The sequence below is a fragment of the Streptomyces roseirectus genome, from assembly GCF_014489635.1.
Classification (GTDB): domain Bacteria; phylum Actinomycetota; class Actinomycetes; order Streptomycetales; family Streptomycetaceae; genus Streptomyces; species Streptomyces roseirectus.
In genome coordinates, this window is the sequence record NZ_CP060828.1 from 4,950,788 (window position 1) to 4,974,371 (window position 23,584).

The 23,584-nt window shown below is 70.9% G+C and carries 21 protein-coding genes; 10 read left to right on the forward strand and 11 right to left on the reverse strand.

Features of this window, described 5'->3' with window-relative positions:
- The first annotated feature begins 69 nt into the window (after nucleotides 1-69).
- Both IAG44_RS20815 and IAG44_RS20820 read left to right on the forward strand, forming a co-directional pair.
- A complete protein-coding gene (locus IAG44_RS20815) occupies nucleotides 70-2,745 on the forward strand; it encodes a transglycosylase domain-containing protein (protein WP_187748596.1) in 2,676 nt (891 codons plus the stop codon).
- A 171-nt stretch (nucleotides 2,746-2,916) separates the two neighbouring features.
- Nucleotides 2,917-4,398: a glycosyltransferase family 87 protein gene (locus tag IAG44_RS20820; protein ID WP_187748597.1), complete on the forward strand. Its 1,482-nt coding sequence runs from the start codon at nucleotides 2,917-2,919 to the stop codon at nucleotides 4,396-4,398.
- Between the two features lie 109 nt (nucleotides 4,399-4,507).
- Here IAG44_RS20820 and IAG44_RS20825 read toward each other — a convergent pair whose 3' ends face one another.
- From IAG44_RS20825 to IAG44_RS20835, 3 genes are all read right to left on the reverse strand, one after another.
- Entirely contained in the window at nucleotides 4,508-5,539 is a 1,032-nt protein-coding gene (locus IAG44_RS20825) for an alanine racemase (RefSeq protein WP_187748598.1), read from the reverse strand.
- A 62-nt stretch (nucleotides 5,540-5,601) separates the two neighbouring features.
- A complete protein-coding gene (locus IAG44_RS20830) occupies nucleotides 5,602-6,720 on the reverse strand; it encodes a lipid II:glycine glycyltransferase FemX (protein ID WP_187748599.1) in 1,119 nt (372 codons plus the stop codon).
- A gap of 231 nt (nucleotides 6,721-6,951) precedes the next feature.
- A complete protein-coding gene (locus tag IAG44_RS20835; RefSeq protein ID WP_187748600.1) occupies nucleotides 6,952-7,269 on the reverse strand; it encodes a hypothetical protein in 318 nt (105 codons plus the stop codon).
- A gap of 227 nt (nucleotides 7,270-7,496) precedes the next feature.
- Between IAG44_RS20835 and rpsF the strand changes: the two genes are divergently transcribed.
- From rpsF to rplI, 4 genes are all read left to right on the forward strand, one after another.
- Nucleotides 7,497-7,787 (forward strand): 30S ribosomal protein S6, encoded by a 291-nt coding sequence (gene rpsF, locus IAG44_RS20840; protein ID WP_007383258.1) that lies wholly within the window; start codon nucleotides 7,497-7,499, stop codon nucleotides 7,785-7,787.
- A gap of 74 nt (nucleotides 7,788-7,861) precedes the next feature.
- Nucleotides 7,862-8,455 (forward strand): single-stranded DNA-binding protein, encoded by a 594-nt coding sequence (locus IAG44_RS20845; protein WP_187748601.1) that lies wholly within the window; start codon nucleotides 7,862-7,864, stop codon nucleotides 8,453-8,455.
- Between the two features lie 42 nt (nucleotides 8,456-8,497).
- Nucleotides 8,498-8,734, forward strand: a complete 237-nt coding sequence (rpsR, locus tag IAG44_RS20850; RefSeq protein ID WP_006381652.1) for a 30S ribosomal protein S18 — start codon at nucleotides 8,498-8,500, stop codon at nucleotides 8,732-8,734.
- 18 nt (nucleotides 8,735-8,752) lie between these two features.
- The gene (rplI, locus tag IAG44_RS20855) at nucleotides 8,753-9,199 is read left to right on the forward strand and encodes a 50S ribosomal protein L9 (protein ID WP_055719654.1); all 447 of its coding nucleotides are present in this window, start codon (nucleotides 8,753-8,755) and stop codon (nucleotides 9,197-9,199) included.
- Between the two features lie 136 nt (nucleotides 9,200-9,335).
- Here rplI and IAG44_RS20860 read toward each other — a convergent pair whose 3' ends face one another.
- Nucleotides 9,336-10,673, reverse strand: coding sequence for an MATE family efflux transporter (locus tag IAG44_RS20860; RefSeq protein WP_187748602.1), 1,338 nt, complete (start codon nucleotides 10,671-10,673; stop codon nucleotides 9,336-9,338).
- Nucleotides 10,674-11,131: 458 nt separating this feature from the next.
- Here IAG44_RS20860 and dnaB point away from each other — a divergent pair, with 458 nt between their 5' ends.
- Both dnaB and IAG44_RS20870 read left to right on the forward strand, forming a co-directional pair.
- Complete coding sequence (gene dnaB, locus IAG44_RS20865) at nucleotides 11,132-12,610, forward strand: replicative DNA helicase (RefSeq protein ID WP_187748603.1); 1,479 nt, start codon at nucleotides 11,132-11,134, stop codon at nucleotides 12,608-12,610.
- Nucleotides 12,611-12,623: 13 nt separating this feature from the next.
- Nucleotides 12,624-14,009, forward strand: coding sequence for a serine hydrolase domain-containing protein (locus IAG44_RS20870; protein WP_187748604.1), 1,386 nt, complete (start codon nucleotides 12,624-12,626; stop codon nucleotides 14,007-14,009).
- Nucleotides 14,010-14,074: 65 nt separating this feature from the next.
- Here the strand turns inward: IAG44_RS20870 and IAG44_RS20875 are convergent, their stop codons facing one another.
- Nucleotides 14,075-14,542, reverse strand: coding sequence for a GNAT family N-acetyltransferase (locus IAG44_RS20875; RefSeq protein WP_187748605.1), 468 nt, complete (start codon nucleotides 14,540-14,542; stop codon nucleotides 14,075-14,077).
- A gap of 27 nt (nucleotides 14,543-14,569) precedes the next feature.
- The gene (locus IAG44_RS20880; protein WP_187748606.1) at nucleotides 14,570-15,034 is read right to left on the reverse strand and encodes a MarR family winged helix-turn-helix transcriptional regulator; all 465 of its coding nucleotides are present in this window, start codon (nucleotides 15,032-15,034) and stop codon (nucleotides 14,570-14,572) included.
- A gap of 141 nt (nucleotides 15,035-15,175) precedes the next feature.
- Here IAG44_RS20880 and IAG44_RS20885 point away from each other — a divergent pair, with 141 nt between their 5' ends.
- On the forward strand, nucleotides 15,176-16,396 hold the full coding sequence (locus IAG44_RS20885) for an MFS transporter (protein ID WP_187748607.1): 1,221 nt from the start codon (nucleotides 15,176-15,178) through the stop codon (nucleotides 16,394-16,396).
- Nucleotides 16,397-16,409: 13 nt separating this feature from the next.
- On the opposite strand, the gene IAG44_RS20890 is transcribed toward IAG44_RS20885, so the two are convergent.
- Nucleotides 16,410-17,276: a GNAT family N-acetyltransferase gene (locus IAG44_RS20890; protein ID WP_187748608.1), complete on the reverse strand. Its 867-nt coding sequence runs from the start codon at nucleotides 17,274-17,276 to the stop codon at nucleotides 16,410-16,412.
- A 500-nt stretch (nucleotides 17,277-17,776) separates the two neighbouring features.
- Between IAG44_RS20890 and IAG44_RS44785 the strand changes: the two genes are divergently transcribed.
- The gene (locus IAG44_RS44785) at nucleotides 17,777-20,272 is read left to right on the forward strand and encodes a globin domain-containing protein (protein WP_425508461.1); all 2,496 of its coding nucleotides are present in this window, start codon (nucleotides 17,777-17,779) and stop codon (nucleotides 20,270-20,272) included.
- A 3-nt stretch (nucleotides 20,273-20,275) separates the two neighbouring features.
- Here the strand turns inward: IAG44_RS44785 and IAG44_RS20900 are convergent, their stop codons facing one another.
- The 4 genes from IAG44_RS20900 to IAG44_RS20915 all read right to left on the reverse strand — a co-directional run bounded on the left by IAG44_RS20900 (nucleotide 20,276) and on the right by IAG44_RS20915 (nucleotide 23,578).
- The gene (locus tag IAG44_RS20900; protein ID WP_187748609.1) at nucleotides 20,276-20,758 is read right to left on the reverse strand and encodes an NUDIX domain-containing protein; all 483 of its coding nucleotides are present in this window, start codon (nucleotides 20,756-20,758) and stop codon (nucleotides 20,276-20,278) included.
- 98 nt (nucleotides 20,759-20,856) lie between these two features.
- Entirely contained in the window at nucleotides 20,857-21,762 is a 906-nt protein-coding gene (locus IAG44_RS20905) for a LysR family transcriptional regulator (protein ID WP_187748610.1), read from the reverse strand.
- A gap of 191 nt (nucleotides 21,763-21,953) precedes the next feature.
- Nucleotides 21,954-23,087 (reverse strand): cystathionine gamma-lyase, encoded by a 1,134-nt coding sequence (locus IAG44_RS20910; RefSeq protein ID WP_187748611.1) that lies wholly within the window; start codon nucleotides 23,085-23,087, stop codon nucleotides 21,954-21,956.
- Nucleotides 23,084-23,578, reverse strand: coding sequence for a low molecular weight protein-tyrosine-phosphatase (locus IAG44_RS20915; protein WP_187748612.1), 495 nt, complete (start codon nucleotides 23,576-23,578; stop codon nucleotides 23,084-23,086). The genes IAG44_RS20910 and IAG44_RS20915 overlap by 4 nt, the downstream gene beginning before the upstream one ends.
- Between the last annotated feature and the right edge of the window lie 6 nt (nucleotides 23,579-23,584).

Here is a 23,584-nt window from a genome sequence, read left to right on the forward strand (position 1 = left end):
GGGACCGGAAAAAAGCCGCCGTTGTTTCCAGGCGCGCACGGGTGCGCCTGCCCGAGGAGTAGTCGTTCGATGAGCGAGCACCGTCGCAAACAGTCGCAGCCGCAAGGAGGCGGACGTGCCGCGGCCCGGCGCGGCCAGTCCGGCTCGTCCTCCGGCCGCCGTGCGGCACCGGGAGGCGACACAGGGGCCCCTTCCGACGGTCTGTACCAGTCGGGAGCAGCAGAAGAACGGCCGTACGGCGGCCGGGCCGACGCCCGGCGCGCGGCGCAGAGAGCCACCGGAGGAGGGCGCCGCAGGGCACCTGATCCCGCCGGCCCCGGACGCGGCAGAGGGCGTCAGCCCTCCGGCGGCAAGCGGTTGATCGACTACCCCCGCCAGGACAAGTACGGCTGGCAGCGCTGGATGCCGTCCTGGAAGCTCGTCATGGGCCTGTGCCTCGGCTTCTTCGGCAGCCTGATGGTCGCGGCGAGCGTCGCGTACGCCTTCGTGGGCATCCCGGAGATCGACAAGACCGCCGAGGCGCAGAACAACGTCTACTACTGGAGCGACAAGACCCAGATGGTCGCGACCGGTGGCGAGACCAACCGGCAGATCATCGCCCTCCCCGAGATCCCCAAGGCGATGCAGTTCGCGGTGATCTCGCAGGAGAACAAGAGCTTCTACAGCGACAGCGGCATCGACCCCAAGGGCATCGGCCGCGCGGTCTTCAACATGGCCCGCGGCGGCCAGACGCAGGGCGGCTCCACCATCACCCAGCAGTACGTCAAGAACGCCATGCTGGCCGACCAGTCGCAGACGATCTCCCGGAAGCTGAAGGAGATCTTCGTCGCGATCAAGGTCGGCAACAACGTCTCCAAGGACGAGATCATGGCCGGGTACCTGAACTCGGCCTACTACGGGCGCAACGCCTACGGGATCCAGGCGGCGGCACAGGCGTACTTCGGCAAGAAGGCCAAGGATCTCAATGCCGGCGAGTGCGCCTTCCTGGCCGCGATGCTGAAGGGCGCCACGTACTACGACCCGGCCGGTCTGCCGTCCGTCGACCCGGCGGCCACCGCCGAGGCCAACCAGGGGCGGGCCCTGCGCCAGATGCAGGACACCCTGAACAAGATGGTCGAGTACGGGCACCTGGACCAGGCGACACGGGCGAAGTTCACGACGCTCCCCCCGTGGCAGAACCCCCGCTCGAACACCAACCTCAAGGGCCAGGTCGGCTACCTCGTCGACCTCGCCAACGCCTACCTCGTGACGAACGAGGAGACGACCGGGATCAGCCAGGACCGCCTCCAGCGCGGCGGCCTCTCGATCTACACGACCTTCGACAAGAACAAGGTCCTGGCGCTCGAAAAGTCGGTCAAGGCGGTCCAGGAAGCCAACATCAAGCCCGAACAGCGCCCGGACACGGACACCCACGTCCAGTTCGGCGGGGCCTCGGTCAACCCGGACACGGGTGCCATCGAGGCGATCTACGGCGGTGAGGACTCCACCAAGCACTTCACCAACAACGCCGACCAGACCGGCGCCCAGGTCGGCTCGACCTTCAAGCCGTTCGTGCTCGCCGCCGCGATGACCTGGGGCGTGCGCGACCCGAAACTCGGCTCCTCGCAGGCCCAGGACGAGCGCACCATCGTCTCCCCCAAGAGCAGGTTCAGCGGCAAGAACAAACTCAAGATCCAGGAGTACGACGGGAGCGTCTGGAAGAACGAGAAGGGCCAGGAGTGGCTGCAGACCAACGACGGCAACGTCTCCCTCGGTGAACCGCCGAACTACGAGGTCGACCTGCGCGAGGCCATGCGGGAGTCGGTGAACTCCGCCTTCGTGCAGCTCGGCATGGACGTCGGTCTGGACAAGGTGAAGGAGGCCGCGGTCAGCGCGGGCCTGAAGCCGAACAGCCTGACGGGCACCACCTTCCCGTCGTTCTCCATCGGCATCTCCGACCCCAGCGCCATCCGTATGGCGGCCTCCTACGCCACCTTCGCGGCCAGCGGGAAGCAGCGGGACCCGTTCTCCGTCCTGGAGGTCACGGGCGAGGACATCAGCTACAAGCACGAGACCCTGACCAAGGACGCCTTCACCAAGAAGGTCGCCGACAACGTCACCGACATCCTCAAGACCGTCGTCGACAAGGGCACCGGCACCGCGGCCCAGCTTCCGGGCCGTGACGTGGCGGGCAAGACCGGTACCACCGACGGCAACAAGTCGGCCTGGTTCGTGGGCTACACCCCGCAGCTGTCGACCGCGATCACGATGTTCCGGTACGACGACGACGAGACGAACAAGAACCGCGAGTTCCTGGAGATGTTCGGCACGGGTGGCCAGGAGAAGATCCACGGCGCCTCGTTCCCGGCGGAGATCTGGCACGACTACATGGAGCAGGCCATGGACGGCCTGCCCAAGGAGAAGTTCCCGGAGCCGGAGCCCATCGGTGAGGTCATCAACCCGGAGCCGTCGCCGACCCCGACGCCCTCGGCCTCCGAGAGCGAGGAGCCGAGCGAGTCGCCGAGTCCGTCGCCCAGCCAGAACAGCCCCTCGCCCTCGCCGAGCCCGTCCGACACCTGCGGCGCCTTCGGCTTCGGGTGCAGCGACGGCGGCACGGACTCGGGCACCACGGAGGGCGGCGACAACGGCGGCAGCGGGGTGAGCCCGTCACCGACACCGAGCAACGACCAGGGAGACGCGTCCAGAGGTAACTCGGGCGGCCTCTTCGGCGGTGGGAACGGGAGCGGGGGCACCACCACCGAATAGCGCCACCACCGAACAGCAGCACGGGGGCTCTTGCCCGACTCGGGTGTTTCACGTGAAACATCGCGATGTTTCACGTGAAACGTAGAGCGTCCCCGGACCACGAGGGCCGTCGCACCGGACGAGGTGCGGCGGCCCACGGTTTTTCCCGGACAGGTACGGCAGGATGGCGGCATGCCCAGCGCAGAACCGACACAAGCGAGCGTGCACGAGCCGGACCCGGTGCGACCCACCAAGGAAGACCCGATCGCCGAGGCCGGCAGCGAGCTGATCGGCGGCCCCATCGGACGGCGTGCCCGGTTCGGGACGTCCTGGTGGAACCCCGTGCGGGTCATCGCGCTCGTGGCGATCGGGATGTTCGCCCTCGGGCTGATCCAGAAGGCGCCCTGCTACAACGGCGGCTGGTTCTTCGGGGCCAGCACCCAGTACACGCACGCCTGCTACTCGGACATCCCGCACCTGTACCAGGGACGCGGCTTCGCCGACGGGCTCGTGCCGTACTTCGACCGGTTCGCCGGCGACATGCAGTACCTCGAATATCCGGTGCTGACCGGCGTGTTCATGCAGGTGGCCAGCTGGCTCACCCCGCACAGCGGCACCATCCAGCACCAGGAGCAGTGGTACTGGATGGTCAACGCCGGGATGCTGATGGCCTGCGCCGCGGTCATCGCGGTCTGTGTCGCCCGGACGCACTCCCGGCGCCCCTGGGACGGTCTGCTGGTCGCGCTGGCACCCGCCTTCGCGCTGACCGCCACCATCAACTGGGACCTGCTGGCGGGCGCTCTGACGGCCGCGGCGATGCTGATGTGGGCGCGGGGCCGCTCGGTGGCCTTCGGGGTCCTCCTGGGGCTCGCCACGGCCGCCAAGCTGTACCCCGTCTTCCTGCTCGGCCCGCTGTTCCTGCTGTGCTGGCGGGCCGGCAAGTGGCGCGACCTCGGGAAGGCCGTCGCGGCGACGGCGGGCGCGTGGCTGGTGGTGAACCTGCCGGTGATGCTCTTCGCCTTCGACGGCTGGTCGAAGTTCTACACGTTCAGCCAGGAGCGGGGCGTCGACTTCGGCTCCTTCTGGCTGATCCTGGCCCAGAACTCCTCCGACCCGCTCACCACCGACAGCGTCAACACGCTGGCCACGCTGCTCGTGCTGCTCTGCTTCCTCGGCATCGCGATCCTGACCCTGACCGCCCCGCGCCGGCCGCGCTTCGCGCAGCTCGCGTTCCTGGTGGTGGCCGCGTTCATCGTCACCAACAAGGTCTACTCGCCGCAGTACGTCCTGTGGCTGGTGCCGCTCGCCGCGCTCGCCCGCCCCAAGTGGCGGGACTTCCTCGTCTGGCAGGCGTGCGAGGTGGCGTACTTCCTCGGGATCTGGATGTACCTCGCGTACACGACCAGCGGGAACGCCCACAAGGGCCTGTCGACCGACGGCTACCACTGGGCCATCGCCTTCCACCTGCTGGGCACGCTCTACCTGTGCGCGATGGTCGTCCGCGACATCCTGCTGCCCGAGCGGGACGTGGTGCGCCAAGCCGGGGACGACGATCCGTCCGGCGGGGTGCTGGACGGGGCCGAGGACCGCTTCGTCCTCAGCGCCGCGGTCGCCTCGGCGCGGCGGGACGAGGCGCTGGAGGGGCCGCAGGTGAGCTGGGGCAAGGAGGAGTAGCGGAGGCGTTCGCTGTGGGCGAACAGACCTGACGGAGTACGCCGAAGGCCGTACGCGGGGAGTTCCCGGGTACGGCCTTTCGGTGTCGCGCGGTGCCGCGGGCAGGCCCTCAGCGGTCCAGGAGGCGGTCGAACTGGGTGGTGGTGTGCCGCAGATGGGCCACCAGCTCGTCGCCGACCTTCGGCTCGGGGGCGTCGGAGGGGACGAACAGGATGGACACCTGCATGTGCGGCGGCTCGGCGAACCAGCGCTGCTTGCCGCCCCAGACGAACGGCGACAGGTTGCGGTTCACCGTGGCGAGACCGGCGCGGGCGACGCCCTTGGCGCGCGGCATGACGCCGTGCAGCGCCTTCGGGGCCTCCAGGCCCACGCCGTGCGACGTACCGCCCGCGACGACCACCAGGAAGCCGTCCGAGGCCGCCTTCTGCTGGCGGTAGCCGAACCGGTCGCCCTTGGCGACACGCGTGACGTCCAGGACCGAGCCCCGGTACTCCGTGGCGTCGTGGTCCCCCAGCCACAGCCGGGTGCCGATCCGGGCCCGGAACCGGGTCTGCGGGAACTGCTGCTGGAGCCGGCCCAGGTCCTCGGCCTTGAGGTGGCTGACGAACATCGTGTGCAGCGGCAGCCGCGCCGCGCGCAGCCGGTCCATCCAGCCGATGACCTCCTCGACGGCGTCCGAGCCGTCCGTGCGGTCCAGCGGCAGGTGGATCGCGAAGCCCTCCAGACGGACGTTCTCGATCGCGGCGTGCAACTGCGGCAGGTCCTGCTCGCTGATGCCGTGCCGCTTCATCGAGGACATCACCTCGATGACCACCCGGGCACCCACCAGGCCGTACACGCCGTCCACGGACGACACCGAGCGGATCACCCGGTCGGGCAGCGGGACGGGCTCCTCGCCGCGCCGGTACGGCGTCAGCACCAGCAGGTCGCCGCCGAAGAAGTCCTTGATCCGCGCGGCCTCGTACGTCGTGCCCACGGCGAGGACGTCCGAACCGAGCCGGGTCGCCTCCTCCGCGAGCCGCTCGTGCCCGAAGCCGTAGCCGTTGCCCTTGCAGACCGGGACGAGCCCCGGGAACTGGTCCTGGACATGCTTGTGGTGCGCCCGCCAGCGCGCGGTGTCGACGTAGAGGGTGAGCGCCATGGCCGGACCTGGGACCTTTCTGGGGGTGAGGTGTCAGGAGTATCGAAGCACTGGACGGGAGGTCAGCGGCGCGACATGTAGATGTCGAGCGCCTTGTGGAGCAGCTTGTTGAGCGGGAAGTCCCACTCGCCCAGGTACTCGGCGGCCTGGCCGCCCGTGCCGACCTTGAACTGGATCAGGCCGAAGAGGTGGTCGGTCTCGTCCAGCGAGTCCGAGATGCCGCGCAGGTCGTAGACGGTCGCGCCGAGCGCGTACGCGTCCCGCAGCATCCGCCACTGCATCGCGTTGGACGGCCGGAACTCGCGCCCGATGTTGTCGGAGGCACCGTAGGAGTACCAGACGTGCCCGCCGACGATCAGCATCGTCGCCGCCGACAGGTTCACCCCGTTGTGCCGGGCGAAGTACAGCCGCATCCGGTTGGGGTCCTCGGAGTTGAGGGCCGACCACATGCGCTGGAAGTACGACAGCGGACGCGGCCGGAAGTGGTCGCGCACGGCCGTGATCTCGTACAGCCGCTGCCACTCCTCCAGGTCGTGGTAGCCGGCCTGGACGACCTCGACGCCGGCCTTCTCGGCCTTCTTGATGTTGCGGCGCCACAGCTGGTTGAAGTTCTTGTGGACATCCTCCAGGGACCGGTTCGCCAGCGGCACCTGGTAGACGTAGCGCGGCTGGACGTCGCCGAAGCCGGCCCCGCCGTCCTCGCCCTGCTGCCAGCCCATCCGGCGCAGCTTGTCGGCCACCTCGAAGGCGCGCGGCTCGATGAAGTCGGCCTCGATGTCGCGCAGCCGCTTCACGTCCGGGTTCTGGATGCCGGCCTTGATGGAGCCCGCCTCCCAGCGGCGGATGATCACCGGCGGGCCCATCTTCACGGAGAACGCGCCCTGGTGCTTCAGGTGCGCGAGCATCGGCTCCAGCCACTCCGTCAGGTTCGGCGCGTACCAGTTGATGACCGGGCCCTCGGGCAGGTAGGCCAGGTAGCGCTTGATCTTCGGGAGCTGGCGGTACAGCACCAGGCCGGCGCCGACCAGCTGGCCGGCCTTGTCGAACCAGCCCAGGCTCTCCGAACGCCATTCCGCCTTGACGTCAGCCCATGCCGGTACCTGCATGTGGCTCGCCGCCGGCAGGCTCTGGATGTACGCCAGATGCTGCTCGCGGCTGATCGTCCTCAGGGTCAGGCTCATTCGGGGCGCTCCTCGGGCTGGTGTGTCCCCATGGGTACAGGGGCTCCGGCTCTAGCGCCGAAGCCTACTGCGCCCCGCGCGCGCCTCGACTGGGCGTACGGAACCTGAGTTCGGGCCGGGGTACGGCTGTCACGGTCCGTCAGGTGTCGTAGCCGCCCTACGCGTCGTACGCGCGGGGCGGTATCCGGTGTTCCGCGTCGGCGGTCAGCCGCCCCAGCCGCCCCAGCCGCCTCAGCCGCCGATGACTCCGCCGAAGAGTCCGCCGTGGGCCATGCCGAGGAAGAAGCCCATGGCGGCGGCGCCGAGACCCAGGATCAGCCCGAAGCGCTCGCGGGTGGTCTCGGAGACCCACTGCCCGTAGGCGCCGGTGAAGATCCCCACCAGGCCGGTCCAGGAGCTGAGCAGATGCAGGTGGTGGAACATCGCCGTGACGAAGGCCGTGATCCCGAGGACCAGGGTCACCGCGAGCAGCGTGTCCTGGAGGGGATGGGGCCTGCCGTCGGTGGCGAAGAGGGAGCCGGCGGTGTTGGGTCGCAATGCCTGTGCCATGGGGCACCTCCTGCGGAAGGCGGCGCATCGTAGCGCCGTACACACCCGATGGGTACAGATTGACGGCCGGGGCGGCCGGATTTCAACCGCAACCGGGTGTGCGGGTAGTCTGTACCGTCTGCACCGGTGTCTGTCCTGGCCCAGCCAGGGGCACCGTGGCGCACGCATCACAACCCTCCTGCCACGGAACGACCGTGGCCGCTGAGTCCGAAGGAGGTGGGTTCCACATGCGTCACTACGAGGTGATGGTCATCCTCGACCCCGATCTGGAGGAGCGCGCTGTCGCCCCCCTGATCGAGAACTTCCTGTCCGTCGTCCGTGAGGGCAACGGCAAGGTCGAGAAGGTCGACACCTGGGGCCGTCGTCGTCTCTCGTACGAGATCAAGAAGAAGCCCGAGGGCATCTACTCGGTCATCGACCTGCAGGCCGAGCCTGCGGTCGTCAAGGAGCTCGACCGCCAGCTGAACCTGAACGAGTCGGTCCTCCGGACCAAGGTCCTCCGCCCCGAGACCCACTGAGCTTCGGCTCCAGCGGTTCCGGGATTCGAGTAGCAGCAAGCAGCCAGAGCAGCAAACCCGCCGAGAGGTTCCCCATGGCAGGCGAGACCGTCATCACGGTCGTCGGCAATCTTGTCGACGACCCCGAGCTGCGCTTCACCCCCTCCGGTGCGGCGGTCGCGAAGTTCCGTGTCGCGTCCACTCCCCGCACCTTCGACCGCCAGACGAACGAGTGGAAGGACGGCGAGAGCCTGTTCCTGACCTGCTCGGTCTGGCGCCAGGCGGCGGAGAACGTCGCGGAGTCGCTTCAGCGAGGCATGCGCGTCATGGTGCAGGGCCGCCTGAAGCAGCGGTCCTACGAGGACCGTGAGGGTGTCAAGCGCACGGTCTACGAGCTGGACGTCGAGGAAGTCGGCCCCAGCCTGCGCAACGCCACGGCCAAGGTCACCAAGACCAGCGGTGGTGCCGGTGGCGGCAACCGCGGCGGTCAGGGCGGCTACGGCGGCGGCCAGGGTGGCGGCGGCTGGGGCGGCGGCTCGCAGCAGGGCGGCGGCGCTCCGGCCGACGACCCGTGGGCGAGCGGTGCTCCCGCCGGCGGCAACCAGGGCGGCGGCGGTGGCGGCGGCTGGGGTGGAAACTCCGGCGGCGGCCAGGGCGGCGGCGGCTACTCGGACGAGCCCCCCTTCTAGGGCGGGCTTACCCCCACTTCTTGATCACACAGGAGAAACATCATGGCGAAGCCGCCTGTGCGCAAGCCTAAGAAAAAGGTCTGCGCGTTCTGCAAGGACAAGGTCCAGTACGTGGACTACAAGGACACGAACATGCTGCGGAAGTTCATTTCCGACCGCGGCAAGATCCGTGCCCGCCGCGTGACCGGCAACTGCACGCAGCACCAGCGTGACGTCGCCACGGCTGTGAAGAACAGCCGTGAGATGGCGCTGCTGCCCTACACCTCCACCGCTCGATAAGGGAAGGGTGACCGACACATGAAGATCATCCTCACCCACGAGGTCTCCGGCCTCGGTGCCGCGGGCGACGTCGTCGACGTCAAGGACGGGTACGCCCGTAACTACCTGATCCCGCGGAACTTCGCGATCCGCTGGACCAAGGGCGGCGAGAAGGACGTCGAGCAGATCCGTCGTGCTCGCAAGATCCACGAGATCCAGACCATCGAGCAGGCCAACAGCGTCAAGGCCCAGCTCGAAGGCGTGAAGGTCCGTCTGGCCGTTCGCTCCGGCGACGCCGGCCGCCTCTTCGGTTCCGTCACCCAGGCTGATGTCGCTTCGGCGATCGAGGCCGCCGGTGGCCCGAAGGTCGACAAGCGCCGCGTCGAGCTGGGTTCGCCCATCAAGACGCTCGGCGCCCACGAGGCCGCTGTGCGCCTGCACCCCGAGGTTGCCGCCAAGGTCAACATCGAGGTTGTCGCGGCGTGACGCTGCGCTCGGCTTGAACAGCTGAGAAAGGGGCCGTACCCGCTGGGTACGGCCCCTTTTCATGTCCTCGGCGGGCCTCGGCAGGGCTGGGGGGCGACGTTTCACGTGAAACCAGGCGATGTTTCACGTGAAACGGTCAGCGCACAGCTCCCGTCACGATCCACCTTCCCGAGCGTGTGCGCAGCCACAGCGTCACCAGGCGGATCGTCATCATCAGCGTCATCGCCGCCCAGACGGCCGTCAGGCCGCCGCCCAGGGTGGGGATGAGGAGGGCGACCGGGGCGAAGAGCGCGAGGGTCGTCAGCATCGCGCCCGCCAGGTAGGGGCCGTCGCCCGCGCCCATGAGGACGCCGTCCAGGACGAAGACGATGCCGCTGACCGGCTGGGAGAGGGCGACGAGGATCAGGGCGGGCAGGGCGGCGTCCTTCACCCCGGGATCGCCGGTGAACAGGGGGAGGAAGAGGGGGCGCGTGAGGACGACGAGGATGCCGAGGCCGACGCCGACGGCGATGCCCCACTCCACCATGCGCCGGCAGGCGTTGCGGGCGCCCTCGGCGTCACCGGCGCCCAGATAGCGCCCGATGATGGCCTGCCCGGCGATCGCGATGGCGTCCAGCGCGAAGGCGAGCAGGCTCCACAGGGACAGCACGATCTGGTGGGCGGCGATCTCCGCGTCCCCGAGGCGGGCGGCGACGGCGGTCGCGATCATCAGCATGGCCCGCAGGGAGAGCGTCCGCACCAGCAGCGGCGCGCCCGCCTGCGCGGAGGCCCTGATCCCGGCGGCGTCCGGCCGCAGCGAGGCGCCGTGCCTGCGGGCGCCCCGGACGACGACCACGAGGTAGGCCCCGGCCATCCCCCACTGCGCGATGACGGTGCCCCACGCGGACCCCGCGATCCCGAGCCCGGCGCCGTAGACGAGCCCGGCGTTCAGTCCCGCGTTGGCGACGAACCCCGCGACGGCGACGTACAGCGGCGTCCTGGTGTCCTGGAGGCCGCGCAGGACCCCGGTCGCGGCGAGGACGATCAGCATGGCCGGGATGCCGAGGGCGGAGACGCGCAGATAGGTCGTCGCGTACGGCGCGGCGGTCGCGGAGGCGCCGAAGAGGTCGACGAGGGCTCGCGCGGAGGGCAGGACGGCGACGATGACGGCGGTGCCGAGGAGCAGGGCGAGCCAGATGCCGTCCACGCCCTGGCGGATCGCGGCCGGGAGGTCACCGGCGCCCGCGCGGCGCGCGACGGCGGCCGTGGTGGCGTAGGCGAGGAAGACGAAGACGCTGACGGCCGTCGTCAGCAGGGCGGAGGCGACGCCGAGTCCGGCGAGTTGCGCCGTGCCGAGGTGGCCCACGATCGCGCTGTCGGCGAGGACGAAAAGGGGTTCGGCGACGAGTGCGCCGAAGGCCGGGACGGCCAGCGCGACGATCTCCCGGTCGTGCCGGCGTCTGATGGCCTTGGTGGTCGTGGGGGCCGATGTCATGAACACCAATCTAATCGTCCACAGGTAAGTGTCGCAAGCGAGTATGGACCCTTACTGATCGTCTCGCTCCGTGTCCTTTCGTGCGCTGTTCGAGGTCATCTTGGGCCGACTGGGGAAGTTTTTCTTCTGCACAGCCAGTGGATGAGGAAACCGCAGGTCAGAGGGGGTCGGCAGAAAAAGTAGAGGGCTTGTTCACAGCACTGTCCACCGACTCGTGCACAGGTTTCGGGGAGTTGTCCACAGCATCCGGGCCTTCGTCCACATGGCCTGTGGATAACCAGATTGGCTGACGGTGCAGACGGGCCTACCGTGGTCCGGCGCCCGCTCCGACCGTCGGCCTGGGAAACCACCGCAAATCCGACGCGCCACAACCGGAGTTGGGCCTCTCATTTGTCAGTGCCGTGCCGTAGAAATGAGGCACGGCGAGGTCCGCTCGGCGGACGGGAGGAGGTGGCTCGGTGAGCGTTTCCGAGCCCTTGGACGACCCGTGGGCGGACAGCGGCCCCAGTGATCGTCTCCCCCCGACGCGCCGCCGGGGCGAGGGCGGCGGCCGGGGCGGCCGTGACGACCAGCACGACCGGGGCCGCGAGGGCGGCGAGTGGGACGGCGCCGCGGCCTTCGAGCGCGTCCCCCCGCAGGACCTCGACGCCGAGCAGTCCGTCCTCGGCGGCATGCTCCTGTCCAAGGACGCCATCGCCGACGTCGTCGAGATCCTGAAGGGCCACGACTTCTACAAGCCGGCCCACGAGACGATCTACACGGCGATCCTCGACGTCTACGCCAAGGGCGAGCCGGCCGACCCCATCACGATCGCCGCCGAGCTGACCAAGCGCGGCGAGATCAACAAGGTGGGCGGGGCCTCCTACCTGCACACCCTCGTCCAGACCGTGCCGACCGCGGCCAACGCCGAGTACTACGCCGAGATCGTGCACGAGCGCGCCGTGCTGCGGCGCCTGGTCGAGGCGGGCACGCGCATCACCCAGATGGGCTACGCGGGCGACGACGACGTCGACGAGATCGTCAACCGCGCCCAGGCGGAGATCTACGCCGTCACCGAGCAGCGCACCAGCGAGGACTACCTGCCGCTCGGCGACATCATGGAGGGCGCGCTCGACGAGATCGAGGCGATCGGCTCGCGCAGCGGCGAGATGACCGGTGTGCCGACCGGCTTCACCGACCTCGACTCCCTCACCAACGGGCTGCACCCCGGTCAGATGATCGTCATCGCGGCCCGCCCCGCCATGGGCAAGTCGACGCTCGCGCTGGACTTCGCGCGCGCGGCGTCGATCAAGAACAACCTCGCCAGCGTCATCTTCTCCCTCGAAATGGGCCGCAACGAGATCGCGATGCGCCTGCTGTCCGCCGAGGCGCGGGTCGCCCTGCACCACATGCGCTCCGGCACGATGACCGACGAGGACTGGACGCGGCTCGCGCGCCGCATGCCCGAGGTCTCCGCCGCCCCCCTCTACATCGACGACTCGCCGAACCTCTCGATGATGGAGATCCGCGCGAAGTGCCGCCGCCTGAAGCAGCGCAACGACATCAAGCTCGTCATCATCGACTACCTCCAGCTCATGCAGTCCGGCGGCAAGCGTTCCGAGAGCCGTCAGCAGGAGGTCTCGGACATGTCCCGTAACCTCAAGCTCCTCGCCAAGGAACTCGAAGTCCCGGTCATCGCGCTCTCCCAGCTGAACCGTGGTCCCGAGCAGCGCACCGACAAGAAGCCGATGGTCTCCGACCTCCGCGAGTCCGGCTCCATCGAGCAGGACGCCGACATGGTCATCCTGCTGCACCGCGAGGACGCCTACGAGAAGGAGTCCCCCCGCGCCGGCGAGGCCGACATCATCGTCGGCAAGCACCGAAACGGCCCCACGGCCACGATCACGGTCGCCTTCCAGGGCCACTATTCACGTTTCGTGGACATGGCACAGACCTGATGCACTGGGGTCCATGACGACACCTCAGGAAGAGTTGCTGCCCGGCACCCGGCGCGCGCTGCTGCACCGCGTCGCCGTCGCCCAGTCCGAAGGGCGGGCGCCCTCGCTCGTCGCCGCCGTCGTGCGGGGCGGGCGGGTGGTGTGGGAGGGGTCCCGGACGTCGGTGGACGGGCACGGGCCCGACGGGGACGTGCAGTACCGGATCGGGTCGATCACCAAGACGTTCACGGCGGTACTCGTCATGCGGCTGCGGGACGAGGGGCTGATCGACCTCGCCGACCCGCTGGAGAAGCACCTGCCCGGCACGGGGGTGGGGGAGGCGACCGTCGCCGGACTCCTCGCGCACACGGGCGGCCTGGCGGCGGAGTCGCCGGGGCCGTGGTGGGAACGGACGCCGGGATCGCTGCGGCCGGAGCTGGCCGACGTGCTGGGCGAGCGGCCGGTGCCGCACCCCGGCGGGCGCAGGTTCCACTACTCCAACCCCGGTTACACCCTGCTCGGCGCGCTGGTCGAGGCGGTGCGGGGCGTCTCCTGGGAGGAGGCGCTGCGGCGCGAAGTGCTCGAACCCCTGGGCCTGGACCGGACGAGCGCCCACCCCCGGATGCCGCACGCGGGCGGCTGGGCGGTGCATCCCTGGGCCGACGCCATGCTGCCGGAGCCTCTGGAGGACCTGGGCCGGATGGCCCCGGCCGGACAGCTCTGGTCGACGACACGGGACCTCGCGCGGTTCGCGGTGTTCCTGGCGAACGGCGACGACCGGGTGCTGAGCGCCGCGACGGTACGGGAGATGCGGGCCCCGGCGGCGCCCTCCGAGGCCCCGGACCTCGCCGCGGGTTCCGGATACGGGCTCGGCCTCCAGCTCCAGCACCAGGACGGACGGCTCCTGTTCGGCCACTCCGGCTCGCTGCCGGGCTTCCTCGCCAACCTCACGATCTCCCTCGCCGACGACGTCGCGGCCGTCGCCCTCGCCAACTGCACCTCGGGGCTCCTGCTCGGCTCTCTGGGCGCCGATCTCGTCCGGATCGTCGCGGAGGCCGAGCCGCGCATCCCTGAGCCCTGGAAGCCGCTCCAGCACGTCGAGCCGGCCGTCCTGGAGCTGGTCGGCCAGTGGTACTGGGGCACCTACGGCTTCGCCCTGCGCTGGACCGCCGACGGCCTCCTGTCCCTGGCTCCCCTGGCCCGCGCCGGCCGCCAGTCCCGCTTCGAGCCCAACGGCGACGGCACCTGGACCGGCCTGGAGGGGTACTACGCCGGCGAACTCCTGACCCCCGTACGCCGCCCTGACGGCACCGTGAGCCACCTCGACCTCGGCTCGTTCGTCTTCACGCGGCAGCCGTACGACGACGAGACGGTGGTACCGGGCGGGGTGGACCCGGAGGGGTGGCGGGGGATCGGCTGAGCGAGGCGGGGGCCAGGAGGGCGGGTTTCCGGCGAGGATGTTTCACGTGAAACATCCCGGCGCGCTCACAGCGCCAGCTTGAACCCCACGTGCGACGCCACGAACCCCAGCCGCTCATAGAACCGGTGCGCATCGGTCCGTGTGGCATCGGACGTCAGCTGCACCAACTGGCACCCCGCACGGCGTGACTCCTCGACGGCCCACTCGATGAACCGCGTCCCCAGCCCGCTGCCCCGCTCGTCGGCCCGCACCCGCACGGCCTCGATGATCGACCGCGTGCTGCCCTTGCGGGAGAGCCCCGGGATGATCGTGAGCTGGAGGGTCCCGACGACCTGCCCCTCGCGGACGGCGACCACGAGACGCTGGTTGGGGTCGCCGCTGATCCGGTCGAAGGCGGCCAGATAGGGCGTGAGGTCGTCCGGCGACTCCCGCTGCGCGCCGAGCGGGTCGTCCGCGAGGAGGGCGACGATCGCGGACAGGTCACCGGCGTCCGCGCTTCGGATGGTCAGGCCGGCTGTTTCGAGATCTCCCATGATCGGCAGCCTATGCGGGCCCGGGAGTCAGGCGGCGGCCGGTGTCTTCAGGGTCTCCACGGCGCGGACGAGCGGGGCCAGTTCGGGGTCCTCGGCCGCCGCGTCCAGTGCCTCGCGCAGCGCCCGGTCGTTGGTCGGCCGGGCCTCCTCCAGGAGCTTCAGCCCGGCCTCGGTGACGTTCGTGTAGATGCCCCGGCGGTCGGTGGGGCAGAGGTAGCGCTCCAGGAGCCCGCGGTCTTCGAGGCGGGTCACGAGGCGGGTCGTGGCGCTCTGGCTGAGCACGACCGCGTCGGCGACCTGCTTCATCTGGAGGTGGCCGCCGTCCCCGTCGTGCTGCCGGTTGAGCACGTCCAGCAGGGAGTACTCGCGCACGCTCAGCCCGTGTCCGGACTGGAGGGCGCGTTCGATGTGGCTCTCGATCCTGCCGTGCAGCAGGGAGAGGGCGCACCACCCCTGGGCGAGAGCGGTGAGCGCGGGGTCCGTCGCGGTCATGGGCCTTCCTCCGTCCCAGAGCGGTCGTCACCAGGATAGGGCAGCTCCGCAATAGTGCGCGCTTGCCGATATAGAGCGTCTGCAAGTATTGTCGGTGAAGGTAAACCGCTCACGCAATCATCAGAGAAGGTGTCTCTCCCCATGCCTCTCGCGCTCCTGGCCCTCGCGATCGGGGCCTTCGGCATCGGCACGACCGAGTTCGTGATCATGGGCCTGCTGCCCGAGGTCGCCGCCGACTACGGCGTCTCCATCCCCACCGCGGGCTACCTCGTGACCGGCTACGCCCTCGGCGTGATGCTCGGCGCCCCGCTGATGACGGCCCTCGGCACCAAGGTGTCCCGCAAGCGGATGCTGATGCTGCTGATGGGCCTGTTCATCGCCGGCAACGTGCTCTCCGCCGTCGCCCCCGTCTTCGCCGTGATGCTCGCCGGCCGCGTGGTCGCCTCACTCGCCCACGGCGCCTTCTTCGGTATCGGCGCGGTCGTCGCCGCCGACCTGGTCGCCCCGGACAAGAAGGCCGGCGCCATCTCGATGATGTTCACCGGCCTGACCGTCGCCAACGTCGTCGGCGTCCCGCTCGGCACGCTCGTCGGGCAGCACGCCGGCTGGCGCGTCACCTTCGGCATCGTCGCCGCGCTGGGCGTGGTCGGCCTGGCCGGGGTCGCCCGGCTCGTCCCCGACCTGCCCAGGCCGGAGGGGGTCCGGCTGCGCCACGAACTCGCCGTCTTCAAGAACGCGCAGGTCCTGCTCGCCATGGGGATGACCGTCCTCGGCTTCGGCGGCGTCTTCGCGGCCATCACCTACATCGCGCCGATGGCGACCCACGTCACCGGGTTCGCGGACAGCTCCGTCACCTGGCTGCTGGTCCTCCTCGGCCTCGGCATGGTCACCGGCAACCTCGTCGGCGGCCGGTACGCGGACCGCGCGCTCATGCCGATGCTGTATGTCTCGCTGGGCGCCCTGGCGGTCGTCCTGGCCCTCTTCACCGTCACCGCGCACAGCAAGGCGCTCGCGGCCGTCACCGTCGTCCTGATCGGCGCCCTGGGCTTCGCGACCGTGCCGCCGCTCCAGAAGCGGGTGCTGGACCAGGCGCACGGGGCGCCGACGCTGGCCTCGGCCGTGAACATCGGCGCCTTCAACCTCGGCAACGCGCTCGCGGCCTGGCTCGGCGGCCTCGTCATCGACGCGGGCCACGGCTACACCTCCCCGAACTGGGTCGGCGCCGCCCTCGCCGCCGCCGCGCTGCTGCTCGCCGTCCTGTCGGCCGGACTGGAACGCCGGGGCACGCCGAGCGCCGTGGTCGCGGGGTCCGGGAGCGCGGAGGAGGGGACGGCGCGGCAGTGGGCCGCCGCCCGCCGCTGAGGCCCGGCCGGCGTTATCCCGCCGCCACCGTCAGCGGGGCGAAGCGGCGGGTCCAGTCGCCGGGGAGGGCGGGGATGCCGGACGTCATCACGGAGTTGAAGGCGACACCCGCCAGGCCCCGTTCCTTCAGCCAGGCCAGCAGCTCCTCGTGGCGCACGTCGACGTCGGTGCGCAGCGGGCGGTCGGTGTGCTCGGCGAGGGAGGCGACGAGGGCCTTGGCGGTCTCCGTGTCGTGGGCGACGAGCGGGCCCACGACGTGCGTGTCCATGTTGGGCCAGGCGGCGGCGTAACCGGTGAGCCGGCCGTCGGCCTCGGCGACCCTCAGCTGGTCGGCGAAGGCGGGCAACCGGGTGAGCAGATGGGTGCGGTCGACGCCGAACACCTCCCCGTCCAGCCGCAGGATCCCCGCGAGGTCGTCGGCCGTCGCCGCCCGCGTGGCGACCGTCGGCCGCTGCCGCGCCGGGACGAAGTGGCCCACCAGCATCTCGGCCCGGCCGGTCGCCTTGAAGCCCAGCTCCTCGTAGAGCGGACGGCCGTTCGGCGTCGCGTGCAGGGTCAGCGGGGTCGTGCCCTGCGCGGCGAGGACGTGCCGCATCAACCGGCGTCCGATGCCCTGGCGGGCGTGCCGCTCGGCGACCAGGACCATGCCGATCGCCGCGAGGTCGGGGCGCTCCTGAGGGCCGTACTCGGTGACGACACACGCGGCCACCAGGCCGCCCTCGGGGTCGTCGATGCCGTAGCCCTGTCCGGCGGTGAGGAGGAGGCCCCACTTGTGCTCTTCGCGCGGCCACCCCCGGTTCTCGGACAAGTCCGCGCACGCGAGGAGGTCGTTGCGGGTCAGGCGGCGGATGGGGAGGGCGGTGGGGGAAGGAGTCGACACGGAGGCCAGGCTGTCCGACCGGTGGGCCCGGCGTCCACCCGTTTCCCGGGAGACATACGTGGTTTTGGCCATGCCATGGGCACGTGCCCGGAGTGGGGGTTCCGGACGAGGCCGCGGTGGGCGAGGGGAGTTCCATGTTTCACGTGAAACCAACAAACAAACGAATTGATGTGCCGCGCCCGGTAGTTGAGTGAAACGGCGAAACGCCCCACGGTAAGACCCAGGTGAGGGGCAGGCGGGGCTTGTGCGGTCCCCTGCGGCCGGTATGGTCGACTCCGATTGAGCCTGAAACGAGACGACGCAGCCTAACGGGACGGAGAGATCGAGGACCCGCATTCGCGGTGATACGGCCAGGGCATCCAGGTGGGGGTGGGATGCTGCCCTGTGGGCGAGACGGCTGCGGAACCGAACCGACAGGCACAGCCGTTTGCGGGGGAGCAGGCACTTCCCGAGGCAGGGAGTGCAGACCGACCGAAAAGATGTTCGAGGCGAGGCACACGATGGACGCTCCGGCCACCACGTCGGCCGACAACGGCACGTCCGGCGGCGGAGAGGGTTGGTTCACGCCGCGCAAACAGCCGACGTCGGCTCCCGGCACCCCACCGGCCTCCGAGTCACCGGGCACCGAACCCCAGGCCACGGAAGGCCGCCGCCTGGCCGGACTGCGCCCGGTGGGGCGGGGCACGGCGGCATCCGGCGACACGCAGGGCTCCGGCCGCGTGGACGCCGGCGGGCAGCAGAGCTTCGGCGGACAGCAGAGCCTCGGCGGGCAGCAGAGCCTCGGCGGGCAGCGGGACTTCGGCCAAGCGGACGCCGGTGCGCAGCGGGACCTCGGACGGACGGCCACTGACGCGGCGCCCGACTTCGGGCACACGGACGCCGACGCCCGAACAGCCACGCCGTCGGCCCAGGTGACCGCCCCCTCGGCCCCGGCGCCTTTCGATCCCGCGACCACCTTGCTCCCCAAGCTCATACCGGCGCCCGCGACTGCGGTACCGCCGCTGTCGTCGCCCATACCGCCGCGCCGCCCCGGCGATACGCCGCCCGCCGGCTTCCCGGCCGCCGACCTCGCGTCCGCTGCCCCGTCCGAGGCGTTCCAGGTACCGGCCCAGCGCACCGCCCCGAACGGGCCGCCGCCCGCTGAAGCCGCGCACCTGACGGCACCGGCTCCGACCGACACCGCGCACCTGACGGGCCCACCGCAGACCCCGCCCGCCTCCCTGACGCCGTCCGAGGACCACCACCGCACGCTCCCCGAGGAGTCCCGCGCGGGCGCCGAGGGGGAGACGCGTCCGGTCGTCGCGGAGGAACCCCGCTCGGCCACCGCCGAGAACCCGTCGCCCTCGCCGCAGCCCGAGGCTTTCCGGCCGTTCCCCCAGGACGCTCCCCGCCCCGAGACCGAGCTGCCGCACGAGGTGCCTCATGAGGGCGCCCGGCCTGAGGGCGAGTTGCCGGGGCCGTTCGCTCAGGAAGCCACTCGGCCTGAGGGTGACCTGCCGCGAGCGTTGTCTCAGGAAGCCCCCCGGGCCGAGGGCGACCTCCCGCGCCCGTTGCCTCAGGAAACCCCCCAGCCCGACGCCGAGCTGCTGCGGCCGTTCGCCCCGAACCTGAACCCGCCCGCGCAGACCCCGCCTCCGCACGACACCCCCGCCGAGAGCGCGCCGGCACAAGCCCCCCTCGCCCACGACGCCACCCCGGACACCGCCCAGCCCCAGCCCGAGGCCCCCGGCTCGTACGTCCCCGACGCTTTCCGGCCCGCCGCCGACTTCTCCCGGCCGACAGCCCAGAGCGCCCCTCAGGACCCCGCCCAGCCCATCCCGGACGCCTTCCGCCCCTTCGTGCCCGAGACGTTGGAGGTCGCTGAGCCGGCCCCCGTCGTGGAGGGGTCGCCGGACGCCGTGCTGGTGCGCCGGACGATGTCCGCCATCGGGTCGGTGTCCGACAAGGTCACGTCGTACTTCTACGCGCTCCTCTTCGTCCGCCACCCGGACCTGCGCCCGCTGTTCCCGCCCGCGATGGACGCCCAGCGCGACCGGCTGCTGAAGGCGCTGCTGACGGCGGCCGAGCACATCGACAACACGCCGGTGCTCGTCGGATACCTCCAGAACCTCGGCCGGGGGCACCGCAAGTACGGCACCCGCCCCGAGCACTACCCGGCCGTCGGCGAGTGCCTGATCGAGGCGCTGGCGAAGTACGCCGCGTCCGTGTGGGACAAGGAGACCGAGGCGGCGTGGGTGCGGACGTACACGACGATCTCGCAGGTGATGATCGACGCGGCGGCCGTGGACGAACTGCGCGCCCCCGCGTGGTGGCAGGCGGAGATCGTCTCGCACGAGCTGAGGACGCAGGACATAGCCGTCCTCACGGTCAGGCCCGACCAGCCGTACCCGTTCCTCGCGGGCCAGTACGCGAGCCTGGAGACGCCGTGGTGGCCGAGGATCTGGCGGCACTACTCCTTCGCCTCGGCGCCCCGCTCCGACGGCCTGCTGTCGTTCCACGTGAAGGCGGTCCCGGCGGGCTGGGTCTCCAACGCGCTCGTGCACCGCGCCCAGCCCGGCGACGTGATCAGGCTGGGCCCGCCGGCCGGGTCGATGACGATCGACCACACCCGTGACAGTGGCCTGCTCTGCCTCGGCGGCGGCACCGGCATCGCCCCCATCAAGGCCCTGGTCGAGGACGTCGCCGAGCACGGCGCCCGGCGCCGGATGGAGGTCTTCTACGGTGCCCGCACCGACCACGACCTCTACGACATCGACACCATGCTCCGCCTCAAGCAGTCCCACTCCTGGCTGGAGGTCCGCCCGGTCGTCGACAAGGACGGCCTGCTCCAGCTCCCGGACGCCATCCGCACGTTCGGCCCCTGGACCGAGTACGACGCGTACATCTCGGGCCCGGTCGGCATGATCCGCAGCGGCGTGAACGCACTGCGCGGCGCGGGCATCCCGAAGGAACGGATACGCCACGACTCGGTGGCCGAACTGGTCGCCGCCGGCTGAGGGTCAGCCGAGATCGGGTGCGTGCATGGCACGCACCCCCTCGATGTTGCCGTCCAGATAGTGCCGCAGCGACAGCGGGACGAGGTGGACGGAGGCGATCCCGACCCGGGTGAACGGGACACGGACGATCTCGTACTCGCCGACGGGCTCGTCCACCTCGGGGCCGTGTCTGAGCGCCGGGTCCATGGACTCCAGATGGCAGACGAAGAAGTGCTGCACCTTCACGCCGGTCGCGCTGGCGTCCTCGCCGATGTGCTCGACGGTGTCGACGAAGCAGGGGACCACATCGGTGATCTTGGCGCCGAGTTCTTCGTACACCTCGCGGTGCAGGGCCTCCACGACGGTCTCGTCGTAGGGCTCGACGCCCCCGCCGGGGGTGAGCCAGTAGGGGTCCATGCCGGGCTTGGTGCGCTTGATCAGGATCAGATCGTCACCGTCCAGCAGAACGGCGCGGGCGGTGCGTTTGACCACGGGTCGGACGGTCATGGAAGGAATGTGGCCCGCATGGTTTCACGTGAAACATGCCTCGTGGTTTCACGTGAAACATGCCTGGCGGTTTCACGTGAAACATCCGGCACGACCGCTCACCGCCACTGCGCCGCCGCCCGCAACAGCCTCTCGTGCGCCCGCGCGATATGCGGCATCGCCAGCGTCCCCGTCCGCACGACCAGGAAGTACGTCCGCAGCGGCGGCACCGGCGGATCGTGCAGGGCGACGACGTCCCCGCGCTCCAGGGCGCCCGTGCAGAGGTAGCGGGGCAGGACCGCGAGCCCCGCGCCCGCGACCGCGCAGGCGAGGACCGCGCGCAGGTCGGGGACGACGACCGTGGCGGAGGCGGCCGGGAAGGAGTCGAAGACGGCGGCCCAGTAGCGGGCGACCAGGGGCAGCGACTCGTGGACCTCGACGACGGGCAGGTTCTCCAGCGCGGACGCGCCCGCGCGGCGCAGCCGTCCGGTGTCGATCCGCGCGGCCCAGCGCGGGGCGGCGACCAGGACGTGCTCCTCGTCGCACAGCGGGGTCGCCGTCAGCAGCGCGCCGCGCGGGCGGGCCGTGCTGATGGCGAGGTCGTGGTGGCCCGCCGCGAGTCCTTCGAGGACTTCCTCGGCGGTGCCGAAGGAGGCGCGCAGGGCGAGCCCCTGGCCGTCGTCTCGGGTGAGTTCGGTGAGCGCGGGCAGGGCCTGTTCGGCCGTGAACTCGGGCGGTCCCGCGAGGTGCAGGGTGCGCAGCCAGGACGCGTCGTCGAGGCCGCTCTCGGCGATCTCCACCAGCGCGTCGAGGTGCGGGGCGGCCTTGTGGGCGAGTTCGTCACCGGTCGTCGTCGGGGTGACGCCCCGGGCCTGGCGCAGGAACAGCGGGCGGCCCACCTGCCGTTCCAGGGTGCGGATCTGCGAGGTGACGGCGGGCTGGGAGAGGCCCAGCAGCGCGGCGGCACGAGTGAAGGAACCGGCCCGGTGCACCGTCACGAAGGTGCGCAGCAAGGCCAGGTCCACGGCCGGCCCCCTCCCGCCCAACCATAAATATGCCGATAGGTCTCTGTCTTTACTGTGATTGGACACTGACACAGAGTCAACTAGCCTTATTCGGGCGGTTCTTCGCGCGGAACTGGGGAGGGGCGGCGCGAAGGCCGAGGACGGTCCGAACCACGAGGGGGGAGGTTCGGACCGTCCGTCATGCCCCGCGCTCAGCCCGCCGACTCCGCCAGCGCCCGCAGCACGTCCGCGACCAGGTCCTCGGTGTCCTCGGTGCCCACCGAGAGCCGGATGAAGCCCTCCGGGACCGCGTCGCCGCCCCAGCGCCCGCGCCGCTCGGCCGTGGAGCGCACCCCGCCGAAACTGGTCGCGTCGTCCACGAGCCGCAGCGCGTCGAGGAACCGCTCCGCACGCGCGCGTGAGCCGAGGGTGAACGAGACGACGCACCCGTACCGTCGCATCTGCCGTGCCGCGACCTCGTGGGACGGGTCGCCGGGCAGCCCCGGATACCGCACCCCGCTCACCTCGGGCCGCTTCGCCAGCGCCTCGGCGACGGCCAGCGCGTTCGCGCTCTGCCGGTCCACCCGCAGCGGCAGCGTCGCCAGCGACCGGTGCCCCAGCCACGCCTCCATCGGCCCCGGGATCGCCCCGACGATCTTGCGCCAGCGCCGCACGGCCGTCATCGCCTCCCCCGCGCGGCCCGTCACGTACCCGAGGAGCACGTCACCGTGCCCGCTGAGCTGCTTCGTGCCGCTCGCGACGGAGAAGTCCGCCCCGAGGTCCAGCGGGCGCTGTCCGAGCGGCGTGGCGAGCGTGTTGTCGACGGCGACCAGCGCCCCGCGCGCGTGGGCCTCGCCGGCGAGCCGCCGGACGTCGCACACGTCCAACCGCGGGTTCGACGGCGTCTCGATCCACAGCAGCTTCGCCCCGTCCAGCACCGCCAGTTGCGCGTCGGCGCCGGTCGGCGCGGTGCGCACCTCGATGCCGTACGCCTCCAACTGCGCGCGCACCAGGGGCAGCGCCTGGTAGCCGTCGTCCGGGAGCACGACGGCGTCGCCGGAGCGCAGTTGGGAGAAGAGGACGGCCGAGATCGCGGCCATCCCGGAGGCGAACGCCAGGGTCTCGACGCCGTCCTCGCCGGGCGCCTCCAGCTCGGCGACGGCGTTCTCCAGGAGCGTCCAGGTGGGGTTCTCGTCGCGGCCGTAGGCGTAGGGGCCGGTCGGCTCGCCCGGGAGGTGGTAGTGGGCGGCGAAGACCGGTCCTGGCAGGGCGGGTTCGTGCTTGACGGGATCGGGCAGCCCCGCGCGTACCGCGCGCGTGCCCTCGCCCAGGGGACCTTCGGTCATGTCGTACGTCCTTCCAGCTCCTGCCGCACGGCTGCGAGCAGGCCGTCGCTCGCCGCCTCCACCATCTCAAGGCACTCCTCGAAGCCCGCACGGCCCCCGTAGTACGGGTCGGGGACGTCGAGGTCGCCGTCGTGCGCGGCGGGGTCGTAGGAGCGCAGGAGACGGACCTTGCGGGCGTCCTCGGGGGTGGGGGCGAGGCGGCGCAGAGCCTTGAGGTGGCCGGAGTCGAGGGCGATCACCAGGTCGAGCCCGGTGAACCAGGAGCGGTCGAAACGGCGGGCCGTGTGGCCGGTGGCGTACCCGTGCTCCTGGAGGACGGCGACCGTGCGCGGGTCGGCGCCCTCGCCCTCGTGCCAGCCGTCCGTACCGGCGCTGTCGGCCTCGACGAGGTGACCGAGCCCGGCGTCCTCCACGCGCGCGTGGAACACCGATTCGGCCATCGGCGAGCGGCAGATGTTGCCGGTGCAGACGAAACAGACGCGGTAGGCCATCGCGGG

Excerpts from the sequence above, each read along its gene's own strand:
- IAG44_RS20860 (WP_187748602.1), bottom strand. The coding sequence starts at position 10,673 with ATGACATCGGCCCCCACGACCACCAAGGCCATCAGACGCCGGCACGAC.
- IAG44_RS20910 (WP_187748611.1), bottom strand. The coding sequence starts at position 23,087 with ATGACCGAAGGTCCCCTGGGCGAGGGCACGCGCGCGGTACGCGCGGGG.
- IAG44_RS20915 (WP_187748612.1), bottom strand. The coding sequence starts at position 23,578 with ATGGCCTACCGCGTCTGTTTCGTCTGCACCGGCAACATCTGCCGCTCG.
- IAG44_RS44785 (WP_425508461.1), top strand. The coding sequence starts at position 17,777 with ATGGACGCTCCGGCCACCACGTCGGCCGACAACGGCACGTCCGGCGGC.
- IAG44_RS20825 (WP_187748598.1), bottom strand. The coding sequence starts at position 5,539 with ATGGCGCTCACCCTCTACGTCGACACCGCGCGCTGGCGGGCGCACCAC.
- IAG44_RS20835 (WP_187748600.1), bottom strand. The coding sequence starts at position 7,269 with ATGGCACAGGCATTGCGACCCAACACCGCCGGCTCCCTCTTCGCCACC.
- IAG44_RS20880 (WP_187748606.1), bottom strand. The coding sequence starts at position 15,034 with ATGACCGCGACGGACCCCGCGCTCACCGCTCTCGCCCAGGGGTGGTGC.
- IAG44_RS20870 (WP_187748604.1), top strand. The coding sequence starts at position 12,624 with ATGACGACACCTCAGGAAGAGTTGCTGCCCGGCACCCGGCGCGCGCTG.
- IAG44_RS20830 (WP_187748599.1), bottom strand. The coding sequence starts at position 6,720 with ATGAGCCTGACCCTGAGGACGATCAGCCGCGAGCAGCATCTGGCGTAC.
- rpsF (WP_007383258.1), top strand. The coding sequence starts at position 7,497 with ATGCGTCACTACGAGGTGATGGTCATCCTCGACCCCGATCTGGAGGAG.
- IAG44_RS20900 (WP_187748609.1), bottom strand. The coding sequence starts at position 20,758 with ATGACCGTCCGACCCGTGGTCAAACGCACCGCCCGCGCCGTTCTGCTG.
- rpsR (WP_006381652.1), top strand. The coding sequence starts at position 8,498 with ATGGCGAAGCCGCCTGTGCGCAAGCCTAAGAAAAAGGTCTGCGCGTTC.
- IAG44_RS20820 (WP_187748597.1), top strand. The coding sequence starts at position 2,917 with ATGCCCAGCGCAGAACCGACACAAGCGAGCGTGCACGAGCCGGACCCG.
- IAG44_RS20815 (WP_187748596.1), top strand. The coding sequence starts at position 70 with ATGAGCGAGCACCGTCGCAAACAGTCGCAGCCGCAAGGAGGCGGACGT.
- IAG44_RS20845 (WP_187748601.1), top strand. The coding sequence starts at position 7,862 with ATGGCAGGCGAGACCGTCATCACGGTCGTCGGCAATCTTGTCGACGAC.
- rplI (WP_055719654.1), top strand. The coding sequence starts at position 8,753 with ATGAAGATCATCCTCACCCACGAGGTCTCCGGCCTCGGTGCCGCGGGC.
- IAG44_RS20885 (WP_187748607.1), top strand. The coding sequence starts at position 15,176 with ATGCCTCTCGCGCTCCTGGCCCTCGCGATCGGGGCCTTCGGCATCGGC.
- IAG44_RS20875 (WP_187748605.1), bottom strand. The coding sequence starts at position 14,542 with ATGGGAGATCTCGAAACAGCCGGCCTGACCATCCGAAGCGCGGACGCC.